This is a genomic window from Umezawaea beigongshangensis, assembly GCF_016464305.1.
GTDB classification, from domain to species: domain Bacteria; phylum Actinomycetota; class Actinomycetes; order Mycobacteriales; family Pseudonocardiaceae; genus Umezawaea_A; species Umezawaea_A beigongshangensis.
On sequence record NZ_JAEIOJ010000004.1, the window covers coordinates 18496 to 41338 of the forward strand.

Annotated in this window: 21 protein-coding genes and 1 tRNA gene; 8 read left to right on the forward strand and 14 right to left on the reverse strand. The window is 73.0% G+C overall.

Going from position 1 to position 22843, the window contains the following annotated elements:
- The first annotated feature begins 9 nt into the window (after positions 1-9).
- Together IMZ35_RS11755 and IMZ35_RS11760 are read left to right on the forward strand one after the other, a co-directional pair.
- Positions 10-714 (forward strand): type 1 glutamine amidotransferase domain-containing protein, encoded by a 705-nt coding sequence (locus IMZ35_RS11755; RefSeq protein WP_199441074.1) that lies wholly within the window; start codon positions 10-12, stop codon positions 712-714.
- Between the two features lie 51 nt (positions 715-765).
- On the forward strand, positions 766-1563 hold the full coding sequence (locus IMZ35_RS11760; protein ID WP_199441075.1) for a hypothetical protein: 798 nt from the start codon (positions 766-768) through the stop codon (positions 1561-1563).
- 13 nt (positions 1564-1576) lie between these two features.
- On the opposite strand, the gene IMZ35_RS11765 is transcribed toward IMZ35_RS11760, so the two are convergent.
- From IMZ35_RS11765 to IMZ35_RS11800, 8 genes are all read right to left on the reverse strand, one after another.
- Positions 1577-2128: a GNAT family N-acetyltransferase gene (locus IMZ35_RS11765; RefSeq protein ID WP_199441076.1), complete on the reverse strand. Its 552-nt coding sequence runs from the start codon at positions 2126-2128 to the stop codon at positions 1577-1579.
- 156 nt (positions 2129-2284) lie between these two features.
- Complete coding sequence (locus IMZ35_RS11770) at positions 2285-3718, reverse strand: MBOAT family O-acyltransferase (protein WP_199441077.1); 1434 nt, start codon at positions 3716-3718, stop codon at positions 2285-2287.
- A 123-nt stretch (positions 3719-3841) separates the two neighbouring features.
- Positions 3842-4810 carry a 23S rRNA (guanosine(2251)-2'-O)-methyltransferase RlmB gene (rlmB, locus tag IMZ35_RS11775; RefSeq protein WP_199441078.1) on the reverse strand — a complete coding sequence of 323 codons (969 nt, stop codon included), beginning with the start codon at positions 4808-4810 and terminating at the stop codon, positions 3842-3844.
- A 2-nt stretch (positions 4811-4812) separates the two neighbouring features.
- Complete coding sequence (gene cysS / locus IMZ35_RS11780) at positions 4813-6207, reverse strand: cysteine--tRNA ligase (protein WP_199441079.1); 1395 nt, start codon at positions 6205-6207, stop codon at positions 4813-4815.
- Between the two features lie 44 nt (positions 6208-6251).
- Complete coding sequence (locus IMZ35_RS11785) at positions 6252-6896, reverse strand: HAD family hydrolase (RefSeq protein WP_199441080.1); 645 nt, start codon at positions 6894-6896, stop codon at positions 6252-6254.
- 52 nt (positions 6897-6948) lie between these two features.
- The gene (ispF, locus tag IMZ35_RS11790) at positions 6949-7356 is read right to left on the reverse strand and encodes a 2-C-methyl-D-erythritol 2,4-cyclodiphosphate synthase (RefSeq protein ID WP_229371772.1); all 408 of its coding nucleotides are present in this window, start codon (positions 7354-7356) and stop codon (positions 6949-6951) included.
- 71 nt (positions 7357-7427) lie between these two features.
- A complete protein-coding gene (ispD, locus tag IMZ35_RS11795; protein ID WP_199441081.1) occupies positions 7428-8120 on the reverse strand; it encodes a 2-C-methyl-D-erythritol 4-phosphate cytidylyltransferase in 693 nt (230 codons plus the stop codon).
- A 29-nt stretch (positions 8121-8149) separates the two neighbouring features.
- Positions 8150-8638 carry a CarD family transcriptional regulator gene (locus IMZ35_RS11800; protein WP_065915127.1) on the reverse strand — a complete coding sequence of 163 codons (489 nt, stop codon included), beginning with the start codon at positions 8636-8638 and terminating at the stop codon, positions 8150-8152.
- Positions 8639-8967: 329 nt separating this feature from the next.
- Here IMZ35_RS11800 and IMZ35_RS11805 point away from each other — a divergent pair, with 329 nt between their 5' ends.
- A complete protein-coding gene (locus tag IMZ35_RS11805; RefSeq protein ID WP_199441082.1) occupies positions 8968-9765 on the forward strand; it encodes a copper chaperone PCu(A)C in 798 nt (265 codons plus the stop codon).
- Between the two features lie 87 nt (positions 9766-9852).
- Positions 9853-11229, forward strand: coding sequence for a DNA repair protein RadA (gene radA / locus IMZ35_RS11810; protein WP_199441083.1), 1377 nt, complete (start codon positions 9853-9855; stop codon positions 11227-11229).
- Here the strand turns inward: radA and IMZ35_RS11815 are convergent.
- The 4 genes from IMZ35_RS11815 to IMZ35_RS11830 all read right to left on the reverse strand — a co-directional run bounded on the left by IMZ35_RS11815 (position 11226) and on the right by IMZ35_RS11830 (position 17423).
- Complete coding sequence (locus IMZ35_RS11815) at positions 11226-11639, reverse strand: hypothetical protein (RefSeq protein ID WP_199441084.1); 414 nt, start codon at positions 11637-11639, stop codon at positions 11226-11228. The two genes, radA and IMZ35_RS11815, sit on opposite strands and share 4 nt — an antisense overlap.
- 177 nt (positions 11640-11816) lie before the next feature.
- Entirely contained in the window at positions 11817-14345 is a 2529-nt protein-coding gene (otsB, locus tag IMZ35_RS11820; protein WP_199441085.1) for a trehalose-phosphatase, read from the reverse strand.
- A 52-nt stretch (positions 14346-14397) separates the two neighbouring features.
- Complete coding sequence (locus IMZ35_RS11825) at positions 14398-15837, reverse strand: alpha,alpha-trehalose-phosphate synthase (UDP-forming) (protein WP_199441086.1); 1440 nt, start codon at positions 15835-15837, stop codon at positions 14398-14400.
- A gap of 161 nt (positions 15838-15998) precedes the next feature.
- A complete protein-coding gene (locus IMZ35_RS11830; RefSeq protein WP_438816864.1) occupies positions 15999-17423 on the reverse strand; it encodes a threonine/serine exporter family protein in 1425 nt (474 codons plus the stop codon).
- Between the two features lie 292 nt (positions 17424-17715).
- On the opposite strand from IMZ35_RS11830, the gene IMZ35_RS11835 reads away from it, so the two are divergent.
- Positions 17716-17791: transfer RNA gene (locus IMZ35_RS11835), tRNA-Thr, on the forward strand.
- A gap of 21 nt (positions 17792-17812) precedes the next feature.
- Here the strand turns inward: IMZ35_RS11835 and IMZ35_RS11840 are convergent.
- Entirely contained in the window at positions 17813-19252 is a 1440-nt protein-coding gene (locus IMZ35_RS11840; RefSeq protein ID WP_199441087.1) for a sensor histidine kinase, read from the reverse strand.
- A 25-nt stretch (positions 19253-19277) separates the two neighbouring features.
- Complete coding sequence (locus IMZ35_RS11845; protein WP_199441088.1) at positions 19278-19985, reverse strand: response regulator transcription factor; 708 nt, start codon at positions 19983-19985, stop codon at positions 19278-19280.
- Positions 19986-20124: 139 nt separating this feature from the next.
- Between IMZ35_RS11845 and IMZ35_RS11850 the strand changes: the two genes are divergently transcribed.
- Genes IMZ35_RS11850 through IMZ35_RS11860 form a run of 3 tightly spaced genes read left to right on the forward strand, consistent with a single transcriptional unit; the run spans position 20125 to position 22619 of the window.
- The gene (locus IMZ35_RS11850; protein WP_438816865.1) at positions 20125-21483 is read left to right on the forward strand and encodes a ferredoxin reductase family protein; all 1359 of its coding nucleotides are present in this window, start codon (positions 20125-20127) and stop codon (positions 21481-21483) included.
- A 13-nt stretch (positions 21484-21496) separates the two neighbouring features.
- A complete protein-coding gene (locus IMZ35_RS11855) occupies positions 21497-21874 on the forward strand; it encodes an FMN-binding protein (protein ID WP_199441089.1) in 378 nt (125 codons plus the stop codon).
- Positions 21875-21878: 4 nt separating this feature from the next.
- A complete protein-coding gene (locus tag IMZ35_RS11860) occupies positions 21879-22619 on the forward strand; it encodes an FAD:protein FMN transferase (protein ID WP_199441090.1) in 741 nt (246 codons plus the stop codon).
- Positions 22620-22843: the final 224 nt, after the last annotated feature.

The window sequence follows — 22843 nt, forward strand, 5'->3', positions numbered from 1 at the left end:
GGAGCTGTGATGACGAAGGTGCTGATGATCGTGTCCGCCGCCGACTCGCTGGAGCTGGCCGACGGCACCGCCCACCCCACGGGGTTCTGGGCCGAGGAGCTGGCGGCGTCGCACGAGCTGCTGCGCGCGGCCGGTGCCGAGGTGGACGTCGCCACCCCCGGCGGCGCGCAGCCGACGGTCGACCCGATCAGCCTCGACGAGCGCGGCGGCGTGAGCGAGGCCGACGCGGAGCGGTTCCGCCGCTACCTCGACTCGATCGCCACCGAGCTGGCCGCGCCCCTGTCGCTGGCCGACGTGACGATCGACGACTACGACGCCGTGTACGTGCCGGGCGGGCACGGCCCGATGGCGGACCTCGCGCGCGACGCCGACACCGGCCGCCTGCTGCGCGCCGCCGACGCGCGCGGCTCGGTCGTGGCCGTCCTGTGCCACGGTCCGGCGGCGCTGCTGAGCACCGTCGACGCCGACGGGACGTTCGCCTTCGCCGGTCGGCGCGTCACCGCGTTCACCGACGTCGAGGAGCAGCAGGGCGGCCTGGGTGAGCGGTCGCCGTACCTGGTGGAGTCGCGGCTGCGCGAGCTGGGCGCCGTGATCGAGTCCGGTGAGCCGTGGACCAGCACCGTCGTGGTGGACGGCACCCTGATCAGCGGGCAGAACCCGCAGTCCAGCAGGGCCACCGCCGAGGCCGTGCTGGCGGCGCTGCGCGTGGCCTGACGGCCGTTCGCGGTCTGGTCGCCGCACCGGTGGTCGTGATGAGGTGTGGGGGTGACGGGGGAGAGCGGTGAGCGGACGGCGGGGCCGGTGCCCGTGGGCGAGATCGTCGGCGGGTGGCTCCGCTCGTGGGACCGCGACGCCCTCCTCGGGTACGTCCTCGTCCTCGCCCCGGTCCTCGTGGGCCTCGTGAAGCTGCTGTCCTTCGCGCGCTGGGACCCGGACAACGTGCGGGTGGTCGCCCGCACCCTCGACCTCGCCTCCATCACCACGATCGTCGTGCTGCCGGTGCTCCCGCTGCTGCTGCTCGTGGTCGCGGCCTTCGTGCTCAACCGGCTCCTGGTCGGTGGTGCGGGCAACCGCGCGCTGGCGGCCGTGGCCGCGGCGTTCGCACTGGTGGCGTTCTTCGCCGTGCCCCCGCTGCACTTCAGCGCCGTGCTCCTCGAACTGCTCTGGTTCACCACCGTGGTCGTGGCCCGGCGGCGGGGTGAGGACAGCACCGACCACGGCGCCCCGCTCATCCGCGTCGCCGGGGCCGCGCTCGTCGTGCTGGCCCTGAGCTTGACGACGACCGCCGCGTGGCTGCCGTCGGAGGTGATCATCCGCGCGGACGGGACCCGCGACATCGGGTACGTGCTCGAAGCGGGTGACCACGACCTGACGATGATGAACGCGCGGACCGGCACGGCGGAGATCCTCCGCCAGGACGACGTGCGCAAGCGCGTCCTGTGCCGCGCCGGTTCCCACCCGGCGATCGACCTGCTGACCAAGAACACGGCGTTCGGCCACGTCGTGCACGGTTCGCCGCAGCGGTTCACGACGTGCTTCGAGCTGTCGCGAACCGACTCCTGACCGCTCGCCCGCGTCAGGGCCGGATCGTCGCGTGGAGCAGCATGTCGCGCCGGGTGCCGCCGATCTCCTGGTGGCTGCGCAGCAGTCCCTCCCGCTGGTAACCGGCGGCCTCCGCGACGCGGATCGAGCCGGTGTTCCACGGCTCGACGTAGAGCTCGATCCGGTGCAGGTCAGGGATCGTCCAGGCGAACGCGGTCAGCGCCCGCAGGGCGTTGCTGGCGAACCCGCGCCCCCGGTGCGCGGGGGAGACCGAGTACCCCGCCGTCGCCCGGCCCGCCGGGAGGTCCCGCAACCAGAGCCCGATCGCGCCGACGGCCCGGCCGGACGCGGCGTCGGCCACGGCGAAGGAGAACCCGGCACCCTCGGCGAGCCGCCCCCGCTGCCGGTGGACCCACGCCAGGGCCTCCTCGTCCGTGGGGAACGCGGGCAGCGTGCCGATGAGGGGGACGTAGGGGTCGGCCCCCGACTCGACGGCGAGGTGCACGTCCTCGTCGGTGAACTCCCGCAGCACGACCGGACCGCGGGCGGGCGGTGTGCTGGGCCAGGGCGGCAGCGGAACGGTCATCCGGTGATCGTCCCCCGGCCCCGGCGCCCGGTACCAGCGATTTCACCGGCTTCGCGGAGTCGCGTGCGCGTCGTGCCCCGGCCGGGTTCGCCCGGCGGCCGATCGGTGAGCGGGTCCGGCCGCGCCGGCAGACGCGCGGGCCAGAACCGGCGCCGGTCAGAACTGGTAGTACAGGAACGGGCTGAAGGTGCCGCTGGCCACCAGGATCGCGGCGTAGAGCAGGCCCACCGTCATCACCGACACGCGCAGCACGGTCGCCGTGGTCGCTCGGGACGACTCCAGGAACGGGCCCGTCACCGGGGTCGTCGGGAGGAACAGCACGCCCAGCGCGGCCAGCAGGAGCACGACGCGCTGGTTCGTGGCCGCCGCGGACACCGTCTCGGTCAGGCCGTCCAGGTCGATCACCAGCATGTGGCCGATCACCGTGAACGCCGTGCCCAGGTCCGGTGAGCGGAAGAAGACCCAGCCGACCACCACCAGCAGCATCGTCAGGACCCGGCGGCCGACGACGGCGGCGCGCGACGACGGGACGGTGTCCCAGCCCCTGGCGCGTTCGACCACCAGCAGGGCGCCGTGGAACAGGCCCCACACCAGGAACGTCCAGTTCGCGCCGTGCCAGAAGCCCGTCAGCACGAACACGATCCCGAGGTTCCGGTACGTCCTCGCCACGCCGCGCCGGTTGCCGCCCAGCGGGATGTAGACGTAGTCGCGGAACCAGCGCGACAGCGACATGTGCCAGCGGCGCCAGAAGTCGGTGATCGTCACCGACGAGTACGGCCTGGCGAAGTTCTCCGGCAGCCGGAAGCCCAGCATCCGTCCCAGGCCGATCGCCATGTCCGAGTAGCCGGAGAAGTCGAAGTACAGCTGGAGGGTGTAGCCGATCGCCCCGAGCCACGCGATGCCGAACGTCATCTCGTCCGACGGGGTCGCGAAGCACGCGTCGACCAGCGGCGCGATCGAGTCCGCGACGACGACCTTCTTGCACAGGCCCAGCGCGAAGCGCGGGAAGCCCGCCGCGACGTCGTCCAGGCGGTGCGTGCGCTGCTGCGGGAGCTGGTCGGCGATCTCCCGGAAGCGCACGATCGGACCGGCCACGAGCTGCGGGAACATCGCGATGTAGGCGATGAACGACACCGGGTCGCGCAGCGCCACGCGTTCGCCGCGGTAGACGTCCACCACGTAGGAGATGTGGTGGAACGTGTAGAACGAGATGCCGATCGGCAGCGCCAGGTGCACCACGGCCAGGTCCGCGCCGAGCACCGACGCGATGTTCGCGAGCTGCTGCGTGGCGAACCCCGCGTACTTCCACACCACGAGCACCGCGAGGTCGAACGTGACCGCGCCGATCAGCAGCTTGCGGCGCAGCGCGGTCGAGCCGCCGGTCGCCGAGGGCTCCAGGCGCGGCCCGACGAGGTAGTTGACGACCATGCACGCGAGCAGCAGGAGCGTGGTGGCCCCGGCGCCGCTCGCGTAGAACGCCAGGCTCGCCACGGCGACCACGCCGTTGCGCCAGCCGCGCGGGGCCGCCAGCAGCGCGACCAGCACGACGGGCATGAAGAACCACAGGAACAGCGGCGTGGCGAAGGACATGGACGTGGGGCCTGTCGTCGTCGGGGGGATCCGACACGGGACCTTAGCGTCCCGCCCGCCACGACCGTGAGGGATCGCGCGTGCTCGTGCACGTCACGCCGGTCACGGTCGTGGCGGGACGTGTCAGGTGCGGACGTCCAGCCGGCGACGGCGCGCGACCTCGGCCAGCACCACACCGGCCGCCACGGAGGCGTTGAGCGACTCCACGCCCGCCGACATGGGGATCGACACCGTCTGGTCGCACGTCTCGCGCACGAGCCGGGACAGGCCGCGGCCCTCGGAGCCCACGACCACCACGAGCGGCCCGGTGGCCAGTTCGAGGCCGTCGATGTCCACGTCGCCGTCCGCGTCCAGGCCGACGATCATCAGGCCCTGCTCGGCCCACTCCTTGAGCGTCCGGGTCAGGTTCGTCGCGATGGCGATCGGAATCCGCGCCGCGGTGCCGGCGCTGCTGCGCCACGCCACGGCCGTCATCGACGCGCTGCGCCGCTGCGGCAGCAGCACGCCCTGCGCGCCGAACGCGGCGGCCGAGCGGATCACCGCGCCGAGGTTGCGCGGGTCGGTGACCCCGTCCAGCGCCACCAGCAGCGGCGGCGTCCCGGCCTCGCGCGCGACGTCCAGCAGCTCGCTCGGGTGGCTGTACTCGTAGGGCGGCACCTGGAGTCCGAGGCCCTGGTGCATCGCGCCGCCGGTGATCCGGTCCAGCTCCGTGCGCTGCACCTCCAGCACCGAGATGCCCCGGTCGGCGGCCAGCCGCACGGACTCGGCCACGCGGTCGTCGGCGTCGATGCCCAGCGCCACGTACAGCGCCGTGGCGGGGGTGCCCGCGCGCAGGCACTCCACGACGGGGTTGCGCCCGGCGACGGTCTCCGGCGCGTTCTCCGCCTGCTTCCGCCGCTGCTGGCGCGCCTGGTCGGTCTTCGCGACGGCGTTCGCGCGGCGGTACGCCGGGTGGTTGGGGCGCTCGGAGGCCTTCGGGGTCGGCCCCCTGCCCTCCAGGCCCTTGGACTTCTGGCCGCCGGAACCGACGACCGCGCCCTTCTTGGAGCCGGTCTTGCGCATAGCGCCCTTGCGCTTGGAATTGCCCGCCACGCTCAGTCTTCCCTCAATGTCCACTGTGAGCCGTCGGGGCTGTCCTCGACGGCGATCCCGGCCTCGGTCAGGCGGTCGCGCAACGCGTCCGCCTTCGCGAAGTCCCGGCTCTTGCGCGCCTCCAGGCGCTCGGCGAGCACGTGCTCGACGAGCGCGACGAGCGCTTGACGGGTGCCGGTGTCGGAGGTGGACGACTCGTTCCACCTCGGGGACAGCGGGTCCAGGCCGAGCACGTCGGCCATGCCGCGGACGCGTCCCGCCGCGTCCCGCGCCGCCGCCTCGTCGCCGCGGTCCAGCGCCGCGTTGCCCTCGCGCACAGTGTTGTGCAGCGCGGCCAGCGCGCCCGGCGTGCCCATGTCGTCGTCCATCGCGGCGACGAACTCGGGGCACAGCTCCGGGTCGAGCGGCACCGCACCGGTGCGCTGCGCGACCCGGCGCAGGAACGACTCGATGCGCCGGTACGCCGAGACGGCCTCCTCCAGCGCGGCCTCGGAGTACTCGATGGTCGACCGGTAGTGCGGCCCCACGAGGTAGTAGCGCAGCTCGGGAGCGCGCACCCTCGTCAGCATCTGCGGGATCGAGACGGTGTTGCCGAGCGACTTCGACATCTTCTCGCCGCTCATCGTCACCCAGGCGTTGTGCATCCAGTAGCGCGCGAAGCCGTCACCGGCCGCGCGCGACTGCGCCTGCTCGTTCTCGTGGTGCGGGAAGACGAGGTCGATCCCGCCGCCGTGGATGTCGAACTCCCGGCCGAGGTACGCCGTAGCCATCGCCGAGCACTCCAGGTGCCAGCCGGGACGGCCGGGCCCCCACGGGGTCGGCCAGGACGGCTCACCGGGCTTCGCGGCCTTCCACAGGGTGAAGTCGCGGCTGTCGCGCTTGCCCTGCAACGCCGTCTCGCCCTGGTGCACCTCGTCCAGCTTCTGCCCGGACAGCGCCCCGTACTCGGGGAAGGACGTGACCGAGAAGTAGACGTCGCCCCCGGCCGCGTAGGCGTGCCCGGAGTCGATCAGCCGCTGCATCAGCTCGACCATCTGCGTCACGTGCCCGGTGGCGCGCGGCGCTGCGGACGCCGGGAGGCAGCCGAGCAGGTCGTAGGCTGACTCGAACTCGCGCTCGTGCGTGGCGCCCCACTCCCACCACGGCCGGCCGTTCTCGGCGGCCTTGGCGAGGATCTTGTCGTCGATGTCGGTGACGTTGCGCACGAGCAGCACGTCGTCGCCGCCGCGGGCCAGCCAGCGCCGCAGCACGTCGAAGTTCAGGCCGCTGCGCACGTGGCCGATGTGCGGAACACCCTGCACGGTGGCCCCACACACGTAGATGGACGCCGTTCCGTCGCGCAGCGGGTGGAACTCCCGCATGCTCCGGGTCGCGGTGTCGTAGAGGTGGAGGCTCACGCGAAGATGGTACGGGCGCGACGCCCTCCGTGTTCGCCCGGCTGCTACCGGTCGAGCAGTTCGTGCTCCCGGAGCACCGTCAGCAGCGCGTCCGGACGCGTCCCCACCGCCACCGGGTCCACGAGCGCGACAGCGCAGCCGATCGCGGCCGCCCCACCGTCCGCCTCGGCGCTGTCGCCGACCATCAACGTCTCCGCCGGGTCGACGCCCAGCCGCGCGCAGGCCAGTTCGAAGATCACCGGATCGGGTTTGAGGAGACCCTCCTCGAACGACAGGACCGACGCGTCCAGGTGCTGCCGGAGGCCGTGGCGGTCGAAGACCGTGCGGACGTTCCACGCCGTGTTGCTGAGCAGGCCCACCGGCACGTCCCGCGCCGTCAGCGCCGCCAGCGCCTCCGCCGTGTCGGGGTAGGGCTCCCAGCACTCGGGGCTGCACAGCTGGTCGTAGGTCCGCTCCGCCGCCTCGGGCGTCAGGCCCGCGGTGAGCAGGGCCGACACGTTCGCCGCGCGGTGCAGGGCCGGGTCGAGGTCGCGCCGCTCCCAGGCGTCGCGCATCTCCGGCGACAGGCCCTCGGCCACGCCCACCGGCGCGGTCAGGGCGCGCATGATCGCCGACTCGGGCGGCAGGTCGGGGTGTTCGAGGCGGAACAGCGTCCCGGAGAAGTCGAAGATCACCGCTCGGATCGTCACAGCGGGAACTCCGGGGGGCGACGCGCGGCGGTGACCGGAGAAGCGATCTCCGTCATCCCGGCACGACCAGAGCGGTCGCCACGGCGGCGATCCCCTCGCCGCGACCGGTCAGGCCGAGCCCGTCCGTGGTCGTCCCGGACACCGACACCGGTGCGCCCAGGGCCTCGGACAGCACCCGCTGCGCCTCGTCACGGCGCTTGCCGATGCGCGGCGCGTTGCCGATGACCTGCACCGACGCGTTGCCGACGGTGAAACCGGCCTCCTCGACGCGGCGGCGCACCTCGCGCAGCATGTCCACGCCGTGCGCGCCGTCCCACCTCGGGTCGCCGGTGCCGAACACCGCGCCCAGGTCGCCCAGCCCGGCCGCGGACAGCAGCGCGTCGCACAGCGCGTGCGAGGCGACGTCCCCGTCGGAGTGCCCGGCGCAGCCGTCGGCGTCCTCCCACAGCAGGCCGGCCATCCAGCAGGCGCGACCCGGTTCGACCGGGTGGACGTCGGTGCCCGAACCGACCCTGGGGATTCCCGCGGCCGTCACCGGCCACCTCCTGCGAACAGCGCTTCCGCGACGGCGAGGTCGAACCTGGTGGTGATCTTCATGGCGTTCTGGTGACCCGGAACGGTCGACACGGGCACGCCCAGCCGCTCGACGAGCCCGGCGTCGTCCGTGGCGTCCCGCGCGGTGGAGTGGGCGCGGCGCAGCACGTCGGGGTCGAACCCCTGGGGCGTCTGCACGACGCGCAGGAACGACCGGTCGGGAGTGGCGATCACCACTCCCTCGGAGTTCACCTGCTTGACGGTGTCCACGACGGGCAGCACCGGGACGACGGCCCGGTGACCGGCCTCGACGGCCTCGACCACCGCGCGCACCACCTCGGGAGGGGTGAACGAGCGGGCCGCGTCGTGCACGAGCACGACCGAGACGTCCCGGACGACCCGCAGCGCGTGCTCCAGCGCCAGGCGCACGGAGTCGGAGCGCTCGGCTCCTCCGGGCACGACGTGCACCGCCCCGCCGGCCGGAGCCAGCGAGGCGGTGACGGTGCGCACCGAGTCCACGTCGGAAGGCGGAGCGGCCACGACGACGTGCCGCACGCGGCCCGAGTCGAACAGGCCGCGAACAGCGTGTGCCAGCAGTGGAGCCCCGTTGACCGGTACCAGCGCCTTGGGCGTCGTGTACCCCAGGCGCTCACCCCGGCCGGCCGCCGGCACGAGCGCGACGACACTCACGTCCGCGGTCCGCGTGGAGTCGTCGTCGGTCAGGACGCGGTGGCGAGGACTTCGTCGAGGAGGACCTCGGCCTTGTCCTCGTCGGTGCCCTCGGCCAGTGCCAGTTCGCTGACCAGTATCTGCCGCGCCTTAGCCAGCATCCGCTTCTCGCCCGCGGACAGCCCGCGGTCCTTCTCGCGCCGCCAGAGGTCGCGCACCACTTCGGCCACCTTGTTCACATCGCCGGAGGCGAGCTTCTCGAGGTTGGCCTTGTAGCGCCGGGACCAGTTGGTGGGCTCCTCCGTGTGGGGAGCGCGCAAGACCTCGAAGACGCGGTCGAGTCCCTCTTGGCCGACGACGTCGCGCACGCCCACGATCTCGGCGTTGTCAGCGGGAACCCGAACCGTGAGGTCACCCTGAGCGACCTTGAGGACGAGGTACTTCTTCTCCTCGCCCTTGATCACACGGGTCTCGATCGCTTCGATGAGAGCGGCACCGTGGTGCGGGTAGACGACGGTCTCTCCGACCTTGAAAACCATGTGTCCTCTGCCCCTTTCGCTAACCCCATCCTAACACGGCGGGCAATCCCCTCACCGGCCTCAGGAGATCCGTAAGCGCTGGTCAGGGCCATGCGGGGGGTTGACAAACCACCTGTTCGCGTGCAACACCTATGCTCGGCGACCGCGCCGTCCCGATCCACTCGCGGTGCCGCGCGCCCGTCTCGCCCGCGGTGGTGACCCCCGATCGCACCACCACGTTTCGTGCGTTTTCCCCTTCCCGGTTAGGCTCCAGCACCGGTGGTCGCACCCCGCGTCAGCGCGGGGGCGATCTTCCTCAAGCCCGGTACACCAGGAAGGACCCTGCAGCCGTGAGCCGCGCACAGCAGATCTTTCGAGCGCCTCGCCGCTCGGCCGTCACTCTCGCCCTGGCGGCCGGGCTCGGCATCGCAGCAGCCGGTTGCAGCGCCGGGCAGGTGACCCAGACCGACACCCAGGTGGCCGCGGTGAACGGCGCCAGCGGCGACGTCGGCGAGATCGCCGTCCGCGACGCCCAGCTCCAGTTCCCGGACGGCGAGCACGGCTACGAGTCGGGCGACGACGCCCCGCTGGTCGTGACGATCGTCAACAACGGCGCCGACGAGGACCAGCTCGTCTCCATCAGGACGAGCGCGGCGGGCGAGGTGGCCACCGACGGCGACACGTCGCTGGAGCCCTGGACCGCCCTCGTCTCCGCCGCCGTGGAGGGGTCGAAGGGGTCGTCCTCCCCCGCCCCGTCCGCCACCGGCTCGTCGTCGGTGAGCCCCACGTCGGGCAGCCCCTCGTCGGGCAACCCCTCGTCGGCGGCCCCGTCCTCCAGCGGCTCCCCGTCGTCCACCGGCGCCCCCTCCTCGGGCTCGCAGGAGTCGGAGAACCCGTCCGTGGCGGGCATCCCGGACCAGTCGATCTCGAACCCGCCCACCGACAGGTCGTCCGGCAGGCCCACGTCGGAGGCCGAGCCGCGCGAGGTGGGGAAGGTCACGATCACGCTGCGCGGCATCACCGAGCAGCTCCGCTCCGGTCAGACCGTCGAGGTCACCTTCGTGTTCGAGAAGGCCGGTTCGCTGACCCTCACCGTGCCGCTGGCCCCGTCGGCCGAGCCGCGCCACGACGAGGAGTCCGGCCACTAGGACCCCGCAGCACCCCACCGGTGGCCGTCGCCCCTCCAGGGCGGCGGCCACCGGTGTCTTGTCGGTGGGTTGTCCTACCGTGGTGCCGTGGCGAAGACAGCACGACCTCCGCGTCCCTCCCACCGCTGCGCCGAGTGCGGGCACGAGGTGGCGAAGTGGGTCGGCCGCTGCCCGGAGTGCCAGGCGTGGGGCTCCATCGAGGAGCGCGGCGTGGCGCGGGCGGCGTTCTCCTACGTGCCGGCCGGGGCGCCCGCCGTTCCGGCGCGGCCCATCTCGCAGGTCAACATCGAGACGGCGCGCGCCCGTCCCACCGGCGTCGACGAGCTGGACCGCGTGCTCGGCGGCGGCCTCGTGCCGGGCGCCGTGATCCTCATGGCCGGTGAGCCGGGAGTCGGCAAGTCGACACTGCTGCTGGACGTGGCGCACAAGTGGGCGCAGTCGGGCGGCGAGTACGGCCCCTGCCTCTACATCACCGGCGAGGAGTCGGCCGGTCAGGTGCGGCTGCGGGCCGAGCGGACCGGCAACATCCACGACCAGATCTTCCTGGCCTCGGAGAGCGACCTGAGCGCCGTGCTCGGCCACGTCGACGCCGTGAAGCCGGGAATGCTGATCATCGACTCGGTGCAGACGATGTCCGCGCCCGGCGTCGACAGCTCGCCGGGCGGCGTCACGCAGGTGCGGGCGGTGGCGTCCGGCCTCATCGCCGTCGCCAAGGAGCGCGGCCTGCCGATCGTCCTCGTGGGACACGTGACGAAGGACGGCTCCGTCGCCGGTCCGCGCGTGCTGGAGCACCTGGTGGACGTCGTGCTCCAGTTCGAGGGCGACCGCCACTCGACGCTGCGCCTGCTGCGCGGCGTGAAGAACCGCTTCGGCGCCGCGGACGAGGTCGGCTGCTTCGAGCTGCGCGACGACGGCATCGTGGGCGTCCCCGACCCGTCCGGGCTGTTCCTGAACCAGCGGGAGCAGGCGGTGCCCGGCACTGCCGTGACGGTGATCGTGGAGGGCAAGCGGCCCATGCTGGGCGAGGTGCAGGCGCTGGTGGCGGACACGAACCTGCCCGCGCCGCGCCGGGCCGTCAGCGGGCTGGACTCCGCGCGCGTGGCGATGGCGCTGGCCGTGCTGGAGAAGCGGGGGAGGGTGAAGCTCTACAACCGGGACATCTTCACCGCCACCGTCGGTGGCATGAAGCTCGTCGAACCGGCCGCGGACCTGGCCGTGGCGCTGGCCGTCGCGTCGGCGGCGAACGACATCGCGCTGCCGCCGGACCTGGTCGTGCTGGGGGAGGTGGGCCTGGCGGGGGAGATCCGCCGGGTCAACGGCGTGGGCCGCAGGCTCGCGGAGGCCGCCAGGCTGGGCTTCACGAAGGCGCTGGTGCCGCCCGACGCGGGCAAGCTGCCCCCGGACGTGCGCACCCTCGTCGCACCGGACATCTGGACCGCGCTGGAAGTGCTCAAGCTGCGTTAACCGAGCTTCACCGAGGAGATGGTGTCGGAGAAGTCGATCGCGCCGAGATCGGAGACGTCGCCGGTGATCGTGTAGGAGATCCCGGTGCAGTTCACGTCCGACCACACCTCGACGTCTCCGGCCGGCTGGAGCGACGACGCGGTGTTGTCGCGGGCGACGTTCTGGCACCCCGTCCCGGACATCCGCTGCGACGATCCCGTGTCGGCGAAGCGCGCCTCGTCGAACAGCACCACGCTGCCCGCCGAGTCCTCCGCCCGCGCGTCCTCGCCGCGCAGCGTGGTGAACTGGATCGCCTCGCCGCCGGTGCTGCTCGGCGAAGCACTGCTCTCACCCGGCTGGAAGAAGGCCATCGCGGCCCCGGCGACAACGGTGGCCAGAGCGGCGGTGACGACTGCCGTCGACTTCTTCATCTCGTGCGTCCCCCTGCTGCGGTGTGTGTTCACGAAGACGTCGCGAACACGCACCGGTTGTGCCGGGGGTTCAGAGCTGTGATCGGTCCCACCCGGACGCAACCACGGGCGGACGTGCGGTTCTCCGGCCGCCTCGCGGGTGGTGGAGGAGGTCCTCCACCACCCGCGAGCAGCGGATCAGACGGACAGGAGCTGGGCGCAGCGGATCAGGCCCAGGTGGCTGTACGCCTGCGGGTGGTTGCCCAGGGAGCGCTCCGCGATCGGGTCGTACTCCTCGGGCAGCAGGCCCGTGGGGCCAGCCGCGTCCACCATCTGCGCGAACAGGTCCTCGGCCTCGGGACGCCTGCCGGTCAGCAGGTACGCCTCGATCATCCAGGCCGCGCACAGGTGGAAGCCGCCCTCGTCGCCGGGCAGACCGTCGTCGCGGCGGTACCGGTAGACGGTGGAGCCGCTGCGCAGCTCGGCCTCGATCGCCGTGACGGTCGCCTGGAAGCGCTCGTCGGTCGGGTCGATCAGACCGGACAGCCCCACGTGCAGGGACGCCGCGTCGAGGTCCGTGCCGTCGTAGGCCGTCGTGAACGACTGCGCCTCGTCGTTCCAGCCGTTCTTCAGCACGTCCGTGGCGATGGTGTCGCGCAGCGCGGGCCAGCTCGGGTCGATGTCGCGGCCGAACCGGTGGCCGAGCTTGACGGCCCGGTCGATCGTCACCCAGCACATGACCTTGGAGTACACGTGGTGGCGCGGCGCGTGCCGCTCCTCCCAGATGCCGTGGTCCGGCTCGTGCCAGCGCCGCGACACGGCCTCGGCCATGGCCTGGACCATCTGCCAGTCCGAGTCGGCCAGGTCGCCGCGCACCTCGGTGAGCTGCACGACCAGGTCCACGACCGGGCCGAACACGTCGAGCTGCACCTGCTGGTTCGCGAGGTTGCCCACGCGCACCGGCCGGGAGCCCGCGTAACCGGGCAGCGTGTCGATCACGGCTTCCGCGCCGAGCATCGTCCCGTGCAGCGTGTAGAGCGGGTGCAGTCGCTCCGGGCCGGGCAGCGTGGCCAGCACGCCGTGCACCCACCCCAGGTACGCCTCCGCCTCCGCGGTGGAGCCCACGGAGACCAGCGCCTGCGCGGTCAGCGCGGCGTCGCGCAGCCAGCAGTAGCGGTAGTCCCAGTTGCGGATGCCGCCCAGCTCCTCGGGCAGCGACGTCGTGGCCGCGGCCATGATCGCGCCCGTGTCGGCGTGCACGAGGCCGCGCAGGGTCAGCGCGGACCGCGCCACCAGTTCGGTCTCCACGGGCGGCAGCTTCAGCGTCGCCGCCCAGTCCGACCAGTACGCGCCCGCGCGGGCCTGGCGCTCCTGCTCGCCGATCGGGTTGTCCGACAGGTCGTCGGTGCCGCAGCGCAGCTCCAGCACGATCGGTGCGCTCTCGCGGGGACGCACGATCGCCCGCGCCGTCTCCTGGAGACCGTCGGAGGTGATCTCCCAGTCGACGCCGGGGGAGCGCAGGACCATCGGGTCGGACGTGCCGAGCACGCGCAGGCCCTCGCGCTCGCGCAGCAGCCGCACCGGGACCTGGCCGAACTCCGGGCGCGGCGCGAAGGTGATCACCGCGTTGGTGGAACCGCTGATCCGGCGGACGATGTCCGTGCGGTGCGCCGGGGTGTCGTGGTCCAGGTAGTCCGTGACCAGCAGCCGCGACCAGCGGGTCTCCACGATCATGGTGCCGGGCAGGTAGCGCTGGCCCAGGGGCAGGCTGCCGTGCTCCGGCTTGATCGAGAAGTGACCCGCTTCCGGGCCGCCGAGCAGGTCGGCGAACACCGCGGCCGAGTCGGGCTCCGGGTGGCAGAACCAGTTCACCTTGGCGTCGGGCGTCACCAGGGCGACGGAGCGCTCGTTGGCGAGCATCGACAGCCGCTCGATCGGCACGGCCTGGTCGCCGTGCAGCCAGTTGCGCCGCTCCTCCAGCAGGAGGGCGAGCACGGTGGCCACGTCGGTCGTGTCGTCGATGAAGTACTGCGCCAGCGACTCGCCGGAGCCGACCTTGATGCCGACGTCCGGCCCGGAGAGCCGGGCGAACGCCTTCTCGTCGGTCACGTCGTCGCCGACGAACACCGCCGCGGTCGCGCTCACCCGGTGCCGCAGCACGTCGAGGGCGTGGCCCTTGTCGGTCTGCACGACGGCGAGCTCGATCACGGACTTGCCCTCGGTGACCTGCACGCCCTCGCGGGTGGCCGGTCCGCCGCGCACCGCTTGCAGCACCTCGGTGCCGGTCTCGGGAGTCGCGCGGCGGACGTGCACGGCGATGCTCGCCGGCTTGACCTCCAGCGCGACACCGTCGCGGCCCCGGACCATCTGCTCCAGCTCGGTCTCCAGTTCGCGCAGCAGCGTCTTCGCGTCGGCGTCCAGCGCGTGCACGAAGCCCACGTCGAACTCCGAGCCGTGCGAGCCGACGAGGTGCACCTCGGACGGCAGTCTGGACAGTGTGGCGAGATCGCGCAGCGCGCGCCCGGAGATCACCGCCGTGGTGGTTTCGTGCAATCCGGCGAGGGAGCGCAGCGCGCCGACCGACTCGGGCAGCGGGCGGGCCTCCTCGGGGTTCTCGACGATCGGTGCCAGTGTCCCGTCGTAGTCGCAGGCCACGAGAAGTCGTGGCGTACGAGCCAACTGCACGATCGCGCGGCGCAGCTCGGCGGGGAGGGCCTCGGCGGTCAACGCCCCTCCATGTGCTCAGTGGGACAGGTCGGTGTCCTGAACCGATTCGGGTTCAGGCGGAAGTCTGCGTGCCCAGTGCCTCGAGGAACGATCGCGCCCAACGGTCTACGTCGTGTGTGAGGACTTGGCGGCGCAGCGCGCGCATCCTACGGCGGCCCTCGGCCGGATCGACGGTGAGGGCCGAGTGCAACGCGTTCTTGACGCCGTCGAGGTCGTGGGGGTTGACCAGGTAGGCGCTCGTGAGCTCCGCCGCGGCCCCGGCGAACTCGCTGAGCACGAGCGCGCCGCCCAGGTCGTAGCGGCAGGCGACGTACTCCTTGCAGACGAGGTTCATGCCGTCGCGGACCGGGGTGACCACCATCACGTCGGCCGCGCTCATGAACGCGGCCAGCTCCTGCCGGTCGACCGACTGGTGCAGGTAGTGCACGACCGGGCGGCCGACGCGCGAGAACTCGCCGTTGATCCGGCCCACGGTCTGCTCGATGTCGCCGCGCATCTGCTTGTAGTGCTCGACGCGCTCCCGGCTGGGGGTGGCGAGCTGGATCATCACGACCTCGTCCGGGTCCACCCGGCCGTCCTCCAGCAGCTCGTGCAGCGCGTTGAGCCGCACGTCGATGCCCTTGGTGTAGTCGAGCCGGTCCACGCCCAGCAGGATCTTCTTCGGGTTGCCGAGGTCCTCGCGGATCTGCTTCGCCCGCTGCTGGACCTCCTTCTTGCGCGCCACCGCGTCCAGCCCGGCCGAATCGATCGAGATGGGGAACGCGCCGACCCGCACCGTGCGGTCGCCGACCTGGACCACGCCGGGCCTGGTGCGGACGCCGACGGCGCCGCGGCTGGGCTCCAGGCCCACGAGGCGCCGGGCCAGCCAGAGGAAGTTCTGCGCGCCGCCGGGCCGGTGGAAGCCGACCAGGTCGGCGCCGAGCAGACCGCGGATGATCTCCGTGCGCCACGGGAGCTGCATGAACAGCTCGACCGGGGGGAACGGGATGTGCAGGAAGAAGCCGATGCGCAGGTCGGGACGCTGCTCGCGCAGCATCGCCGGGACGAGTTGGAGCTGGTAGTCCTGCACCCACACCGTGGCGCCGTGAGCGGCGACCTTCGCGGTCGCGTCGGCGAAGCGCTGGTTGACCCGCACGTAGGCGTTCCACCACTTGCGGTGGAAGGCGGGCGGGGCGACGACGTCGTGGTAGAGCGGCCAGAGGGTGCCGTTGGAGAAGCCCTCGTAGTACTCCTCGACCTCGGTGGCGCTCAGCGTCACCGGGTGCAGGCGCAGGCCGTCCTCCTCGAACTCCTCCACCTCGGCGTCGGCGATGCCCGGCCAGCCGATCCACGCGCCGCTGTGGCTGCGCAGGAAGGGCTCCAGGGCGCTGACGAGACCGCCGGGACTGTGCTTCCAGCGCTGGGTGCCGTCCTCCGCCCGTTCCAGGTCCACCGGCAGGCGGTTGGCCACGACGAGGAACTCCGCACCGTGCTCACCGATGTTGCTGCTCACCGAGGTCGTGCCTCCTACGTCCGCTTCGTCACGAGGTTAGTGGCGCCGGCGCCGCTCGCACGGTGGTCGTCGCGCCCGTCACACCTCGTGACCCGGATGCGCGGGCTCTGGACGAGTGCGCTGCTCCGTCCGAGGGTGTACCCGCTCCGACCGATGATCACTCAGAGGCGCTGGTCACGTCCACCGGAACCGGTTCCGGCCCGGCCCGGCCCGCGGGTGGCGGTGAGGCGGCGCTCCAGGCGGTTGAGGCCCGTGCGGACGGGGCGCGCGAAGTGCTCGCCGAGCACGACGCCGCCCGCCAGCGCCAGCGCGATGCCGCCCGCGAGCACGAGCGTGGACAGCCCGGCCGTGTCGCCCTCCGCCGTGAGCTGGTAGAGCCCGCGGTAGGTGGTCCAGCCCGGCAGCAGCGGCGTCAGGCCCGACACGCCCACGACCAGCGTGGGGATGCGCAACCGGCGCGAGGTCACCGCGCCGCCGAAGCCGACCAGCGTCGCCGCCAGCGCCGAGGCGGTGATCGCGTCGACGCCGGTGAGCGTGAGCACGCCGTAGGTGGTCGTGCCGATCGCCCCCGCCCCGGCGGCGACGATCAGCGCGCGCGGCTTGGCGTAGCTGGCCAGGGCGAAGAACGCCGAGGTCGCCGCGCCGGCGGCGAACTGCTTCGGCAGGCCGGAGATCAGCGGCGGCAGCGGCTCGGCGATGGAGGTGACGACGCCGAACCGCACGCCGGTGCGCAGCGCCAGCGCGACGCCCGCGATCAGGCCGGCGGTCAGCAGCACGATCTCCACCGTGCGACCGGCGGCCGTGACGTTGTAGCCGGTGATCGCGTCCTGCACGGTGCTGACCAGCGACAACCCCGACAGCAGGACGACGATGCCGGCCGCGACCACCAGCGACGGCCGCACGCTGGGCAGCAGGTCCGTCGCGTACAGCACCAGCGCCGCGCCCGTGGCGAGCGCCCCGCCCGCGATCTGCTGGAAGAAGAACGGCAGCGCCCGCCGGTTGAGCACGCGTCCCACCCGGTCGATGACCGCCGTGATCCCGGCCGCGGTGAGCGCCAGCAGGGGACCGCCGCCGACGAGGAACGCCACCGCCGCCGCCATGCCCGCCCACGCGAGCGTGGCGACCCAGCGCGGGTACGGGTGCGGCGCGGTCGTGATGCGGTCCAGCTCGGCGTACGCCTCCTGCGAGGTGACCGCTCCCGCCGTGACGCGGCGGATCAGCTTCTCGACGTCGGACAGCCGGGTGAAGTCCAGGCTCCGCGAGCGCACGACGCGCAGCGAGGTCACCGGAGCGAGCTCCGTGCCGCGGTGGCAGGTCGCCGTGATGGAGGTGTAGGTCACGTCGGCCTCGGTGTGCGGAAGGCCGTAGGACGAGGTGACCGCGACGATCGTCGCCGTGACGTCCGCCGCGCCGGCGCCGCTGGCGAGCTGGACCTCGCCGACGCGCAGCGCGAGGTCCAGCACGAGGTGCACCGTGGCGGCGTCCAGCTGCCGCGGTCCGTGGACCCGGTCCGCGCGCACGTCCGGGGTGGCGCCGTTCCGCCGCTCCCACCGCGCCAGCGCCCGCCGGGGGCGATCGAGCCACACTCCGCGTCAACTCCTCCGTGGTTCCCGCGCCGCTCATCGGTTCGCCACGCCGGACCGTTGCACAGATCGTGCTGTGGCGTGTGCCACCTCCTGCGGGCCGCCGCGCCGGTGTGGTCGGCCGAACGGCCGTCCGCGCTGGTCAGGGCGTTGTACTGGGGTTTTCCGCCGTTCCTGGACCGCTCGGCGGACAGCCGGGGGACCGCTCGGAGCAGCGGGGGTGCCACCGGAGCGGGCCGATGGGGGCGGGTGGCACGCGGTTCGGACGCTTACGATGTTCGAGGCCAACGGTCGCGCCGGCGTAGCTCAATTGGCAGAGCACCCGCCTTGTAAGCGGAAGGTTAGGGGTTCAAGTCCCCTCGCCGGCTCCACTGGTCAGGTGTTCCAGCAGGTCAGAGTGCTCGTGGCTCGGCCGGGACGGTCACCGTGAACGTCGTGTGTCCCGGTTCGGACGTCACGTCCACCGAACCGCCGTGCGCGTCCACCAGCGAGCGCACCACCGACAGTCCCAGGCCGCTGCCGCCGCGCTCGCGGGCGCGGGAGTCGTCCGCCCGGTAGAACCGGTCGAAGATCCGCTCCAGGTCCTCCGCCGGGACGCCCGGCCCGGCGTCGGTCACCCGCACCACGGCCGCGCCGTCCGTCCGGGACACCGCCAGCGTCACCGGTGTCCCCGGCGGGGTGTGCACGGCGGCGTTGGTCAGCAGGTTGTCCAGCACCTGCCGCAGCCGCAGCGGGTCGGCCCGCAGCGGCACCTCGTCGTCGAACCGGAGCGTCAGCGGGTGGCCGGGGTGCGCGGCGCGGAACCCGGCCGCCGCCTCGTCGGCCAGCTCCACCAGGTCGGTCCGCCGCTGCCGCAGCGGCTCCTCCACCTCGGCGGAGTCCAGGCGCGCGAGCAGCAGCAGGTCGTCGAGCAGGTGGCTCATCCTGGTCGCCTCGGAGCGCATCCGCTCCAGGTGCGCCTCCCGCTCGGCCGGTTGCGACGCGGCGGCGTAGCGGAACAGGTCGGCGTACCCGCGCAGCGAGGTCAGGGGCGTGCGCAGCTCGTGCGAGGCGTCGGCGACGAACCGGCGCAGCCGCTGCTCGGCCGCCGTGCGCGCGGTCAGGGACGAGTCGATGTGCGCCAGCATCGTGTTGAACGCCGTCCGCAGCTCCCGCACCTCGGCCCCGCCGCCGTCGCCCTCGGCGCGCACCGGCAGCCGTCCGGAGTCGGTCAGGTCGTGCGAGGTGATGTCGTGGGCGGTGCTCGCCATGTCCGCCAGCGGACGCAGACCCCGGTGCAGCACGGTCCGGCCCGCCACGACCAGCGCGATCAGCGCGGTGAGGAACGCGGCCACCTCCACGATCACCAGCTGCCGCACCGTCGTGTCGAGGTCCTCCTGCGGGGCGGCGGTGACCAGCACCAGGTCGTCCTTCACCGGGCACGCGCGCACCCGGTAGGTGCCGTCGCCGCGCAGGTGCACCGTCTCGAACAGCTCCGTGCCGCGCACCCGCTCGGCCACGGCGGCCAGCCGGTCGACGTCGCGCGGCAGGTCGGCGCCCGTCGGCTTCAGCACCGCGTCGCCGTCGTCGACGACGAAGACGCCCGAGTACCAGTCGAGCACGCTGTGCCGGCGCAGGTCGCCGTAGATCTTGACGTCCGCCGCCTGCTGGAGCTGCGTCTGCTTCATCTGCTCGTCGAGCCGGCGCTCCAGGTAGTCCTGGATGCTCAGGCTCGTCACGACCGCGATCACCGCGAACACGGTGAGCGCCACCCCGCCCAGGGCCAGCGCCAGGCGCGTGCCGAGTGGCATCCCGCGCCACGAGTCCAGCCAGCGCCGCGTGCGGTCCCTCATCCGGCGGTTCCCCCGTCGCGCGGTGTCACCCGGCGGCTCGCCGCAGCGTGTAGCCGACGCCGCGGACGGTGTGGATCAGCGGCTCGTGCCCGTCGTCGAGCTTGCGGCGCAGGTGCGACACGACCAGCTCGACCACGTTGGACCGGCCGCCGAAGTCGTACTCCCACACGTGGTCCAGGATCTGCGCCTTCGTCAGCACCGCGGGGGAGCGGCGCATGAGGTAGCGCAGCAGCTCGTACTCGGTGGGCGTGAGCGTCGCGAGCTTCCCGGCGCGGCGCACCTCGCGGGTGTCCTCGTCCAGCGCCAGGTCGGCCACCTCCAGCACCGACCGCCGCCACACCGGCCCGGTGCTGCGCCGCAGCACCGCGCGCAACCGCGCCATCAGCTCCTCCACCGAGAACGGCTTCACCAGGTAGTCGTCCCCGCCCCTGGTCAGCCCGGCCACCCGGTCGGCCGTGCCGTCGCGCGCGGTGAGGAACACCACGGGCACCATCGTGCCCTCCGCGCGCAGCCCGTCCAGGACGGAGAAGCCGTCGACGTCGGGGAGCATCAGGTCGAGCACCACGATGTCCGGGCGGAACGCCGCGGCCTGCTTCAGGGCGGCCTCGCCGCTGCATGCGGTCACCGCCTGCCACCCCTCGTAGCGCGCCACCGTCGCCACGAGGTCGGCGATGTGCGGCTCGTCGTCCACGACGAGCAGTCGAACCGCGCTGCCCTTTTCCACGTGTCCCATAGTGCGGCACCTCCTGCGGGGCGCCGCCCGCCGTCCGGGGCTCGCGCCGCGATCCACAGGCAACCGACAGGTTCGGCACAGGTGGCGGACAGCACCGCCGCGGAGTGCCGGCGGCGGATCGACACGACAGGAGCCGCCAGTGACCACGACCGGGACACCGGGACCGTCGCCGGACGACCTCGCCGCGCGACCACGCGCCGCGGCGGCCGTCCTCCTGGGGACGGTGGTCGCGGCCAACGTCGTGGTCGTGTGGATGCTCTTCGTGCGCGGCGGGTTCGCCGCGAACGCGCTGATCCTCGTCGGCCGCTTCACCGGCCTGTACGCGGCGGTGGTGATGGCGCTGCAACTGCTGCTCGTGGCCAGGCTGCCGTGGCTCGACCGGCGCGTCGGCACGGACCGGCTCACCTCGTGGCACCGCTGGACCGGGTTCGCGCTGCTGTGGCTGCTGCTCGCGCACGCCGTGTTCACCACCCTCGGCCTCGCGCAGGACTCCGAGCTGGACCCGGTGTCGGAGCTGGTGCACCTCGCGACCACGGTCGAGGGCGTGCTGCGCGCCGTCGTCGCGCTGCTGCTGGTCCTCGTGGTCGGCGCGGTGTCGGCGCGGGCGGCGCGGCGCAGACTGGCCTACGAGACCTGGCACTTCGTGCACCTCTACACCTACGTCGCGGTCGTGCTGGCCTTCGCCCACCAGGTCGCGGTCGGCACGTCGCTGACCGCGTCGCCGTTCGCCCGCGGCTACTGGTGGACGCTGTGGGGCGTCGCGCTCGGCGCGGTGCTGCTCGGCCGGGTGCTGCTGCCGCTGTACCGGAACCTGCGGCACGGCCTGCGGGTCGAGGCGGTCGTGCCCGAGTCCGACGACGTCGTGTCGGTGTACGTCACCGGCGCGCGCCTGGACGAGCTGCCCGCCAGGGCGGGGCAGTTCTTCCTGTGGCGCTTCCTCACCCGCGACCGCTGGTGGCAGGCCAACCCCTACTCGCTGTCCGCGGCTCCGGACGGGCGGCGGCTGCGGCTCACGGTCAAGGCGGCCGGCGCGGGCAGCGCCGGGCTGCGCCACCTGCGGCCGGGCACCCGCGTGTTCGCCGAGGGCCCCTACGGCGCGTTCACGTCGCTGCACCGCACGAAGCCCGACGTGCTGCTCGTCGCGGGCGGCGTGGGCGTCACGCCGGTGCGCGCCCTGCTGGAGGAGGCGGTGGGCCACGTCGTGGTGGTCTACCGGGTCCGCGCGCACTCCGACGCCGTGCTGCTGGACGAGCTCCAGCGGCTGGCGCACGCCAGGGGCGCCGTGCTGCACGTGCTGACCGGGCCGCGGGCGGGCGAGGACCACCGCGGCCCGCTGCTCGGACCGGCGAACCTCGCCGCGCTGGTGCCCGACGTGCGGCAGCGCGACGTGTTCGTGTGCGGTCCGCCCGGCATGACCACCGCGGTCCTGGCGAGCCTGCGCGAACTGGGCGTCCCGCGCGACCAGGTCCACTTCGAGCGCTTCAGCTTCGCGAGTTGAGAGGAACACCCCCGTGCGCAGAGCCGTACCCGTGCTGCTGCTGACCGTCGCCGGACTCGTGCCGCTGTGGCGCTTCGAAGCGCGACCCGCCTCCACCTCCGGCACCGCGGCGGTCGCCGAGGCGCCGGCCGGCGCGCGGACCGTCGACGGAGAGCTGATCAGCACCAGCGAGGGCGACGTGCAGGTCCGCGTCGTCTACTCCGGGGACGAGATCGTCGCCGTGCAGATGCTGAAGCAGCCGGACAGCGGGCCGACGAGGCGGGCCGTGCCGATCCTGCAGGAGGAGACGTTGCGGGCGCAGAGCGCGGACGTCGACACCGTCTCGGGCGCGACCGCCACCAGCGAGGGCTACATCGCCTCGCTCCAGTCCGTCCTCGACGGGCGGGGGTAGCGCGGTGCGGCGCGTCGAGCAGGTCATGGGGCTGCCGATCTCGGTGGACCTCGTGGACCGCGAGCCCGAGCTGGCGGACGCCGTCGAGCGGGCGTTCGCGTGGTTGCGCGCCGCGGACGCGCGGTTCAGCCCGTTCCGGGCCGACAGCGAGGTGTCCCGACTGGACCGGGGCGAACTCGCCGAGGACGAGCTCAGCCCGGACCTGGCCGAGGTGCTCGGCCTGTGCTCGTCCTACGAGGAGGCCACCGGCGGCGCGTTCACCGCGCGCCTGCCCGGTCGCGGCCTCGACCCGTGCGCCGTGGTGAAGGGCTGGGCGGTCCAGCGCGCGGCGGGCGTCCTCGCCGACGCGGGCGCGCGGAACTTCTGCGTCAACGCCGGGGGCGACGTCGTCACGGCGGGGTCGCCCGGCGGGGGGCGGCCGTGGCGCGTGGGCGTGCGGCACCCGGACCTGGCCGACCGGGTGTGCGTGGTGCTGGAGTCGCGCGACGGGGCCGTGGCGACCTCGGCGCTCTACGAGCGGGGCCAGCACGTCCGGGACGGCCGCACGGGTCTGCCGGCGCGGGGCCTGCTGAGCGTCACGGTCGTCGCGCCCGACCTGACGACGGCCGACGCGACGGCCACGGCGGCGTTCGCGCTGGGCGCGGACGGGGTCGCGTGGGCGGCGGCGCGACCGGGCTGCGAGGTGTTCGCCGTGGACTCGGAGCGCCGCGTCCTGCGCACTCCGGCACTCCCCGTCGCGGCGTGATCTTGCTCACTCGAAGCCGCGTCGGAGCGTGGACCGGACGTGACTGCGCGGATGCGGCTCTGCTAGGTTTTGACACACGGGAGTACTGCTTCCGCTTCACGAAACGTTGATCAAGAGCAAGACGGGACCTCGCTCGGGGTGAGCCCCGAACTGCTGTTGACCAAGCCGTGGAGTGGCGGCCCCCGCCCGCGCGTTTTCGGGAGCGCGCCGCGGGGGCCGTCGGC

Coding starts and splice junctions, on each gene's coding strand:
- IMZ35_RS11755 (WP_199441074.1), top strand. CDS start 10: ATGACGAAGGTGCTGATGATCGTGTCCGCCGCCGACTCGCTGGAGCTG.
- IMZ35_RS11845 (WP_199441088.1), bottom strand. CDS start 19,985: ATGGGACACGTGGAAAAGGGCAGCGCGGTTCGACTGCTCGTCGTGGAC.
- IMZ35_RS11765 (WP_199441076.1), bottom strand. CDS start 2,128: ATGACCGTTCCGCTGCCGCCCTGGCCCAGCACACCGCCCGCCCGCGGT.
- ispF (WP_229371772.1), bottom strand. CDS start 7,356: ATGGCCGGCCTGCTGTGGGAGGACGCCGACGGCTGCGCCGGGCACTCC.
- IMZ35_RS11770 (WP_199441077.1), bottom strand. CDS start 3,718: ATGTCCTTCGCCACGCCGCTGTTCCTGTGGTTCTTCATGCCCGTCGTG.
- IMZ35_RS11815 (WP_199441084.1), bottom strand. CDS start 11,639: ATGAAGAAGTCGACGGCAGTCGTCACCGCCGCTCTGGCCACCGTTGTC.
- IMZ35_RS11800 (WP_065915127.1), bottom strand. CDS start 8,638: ATGGTTTTCAAGGTCGGAGAGACCGTCGTCTACCCGCACCACGGTGCC.
- IMZ35_RS11840 (WP_199441087.1), bottom strand. CDS start 19,252: ATGAGGGACCGCACGCGGCGCTGGCTGGACTCGTGGCGCGGGATGCCA.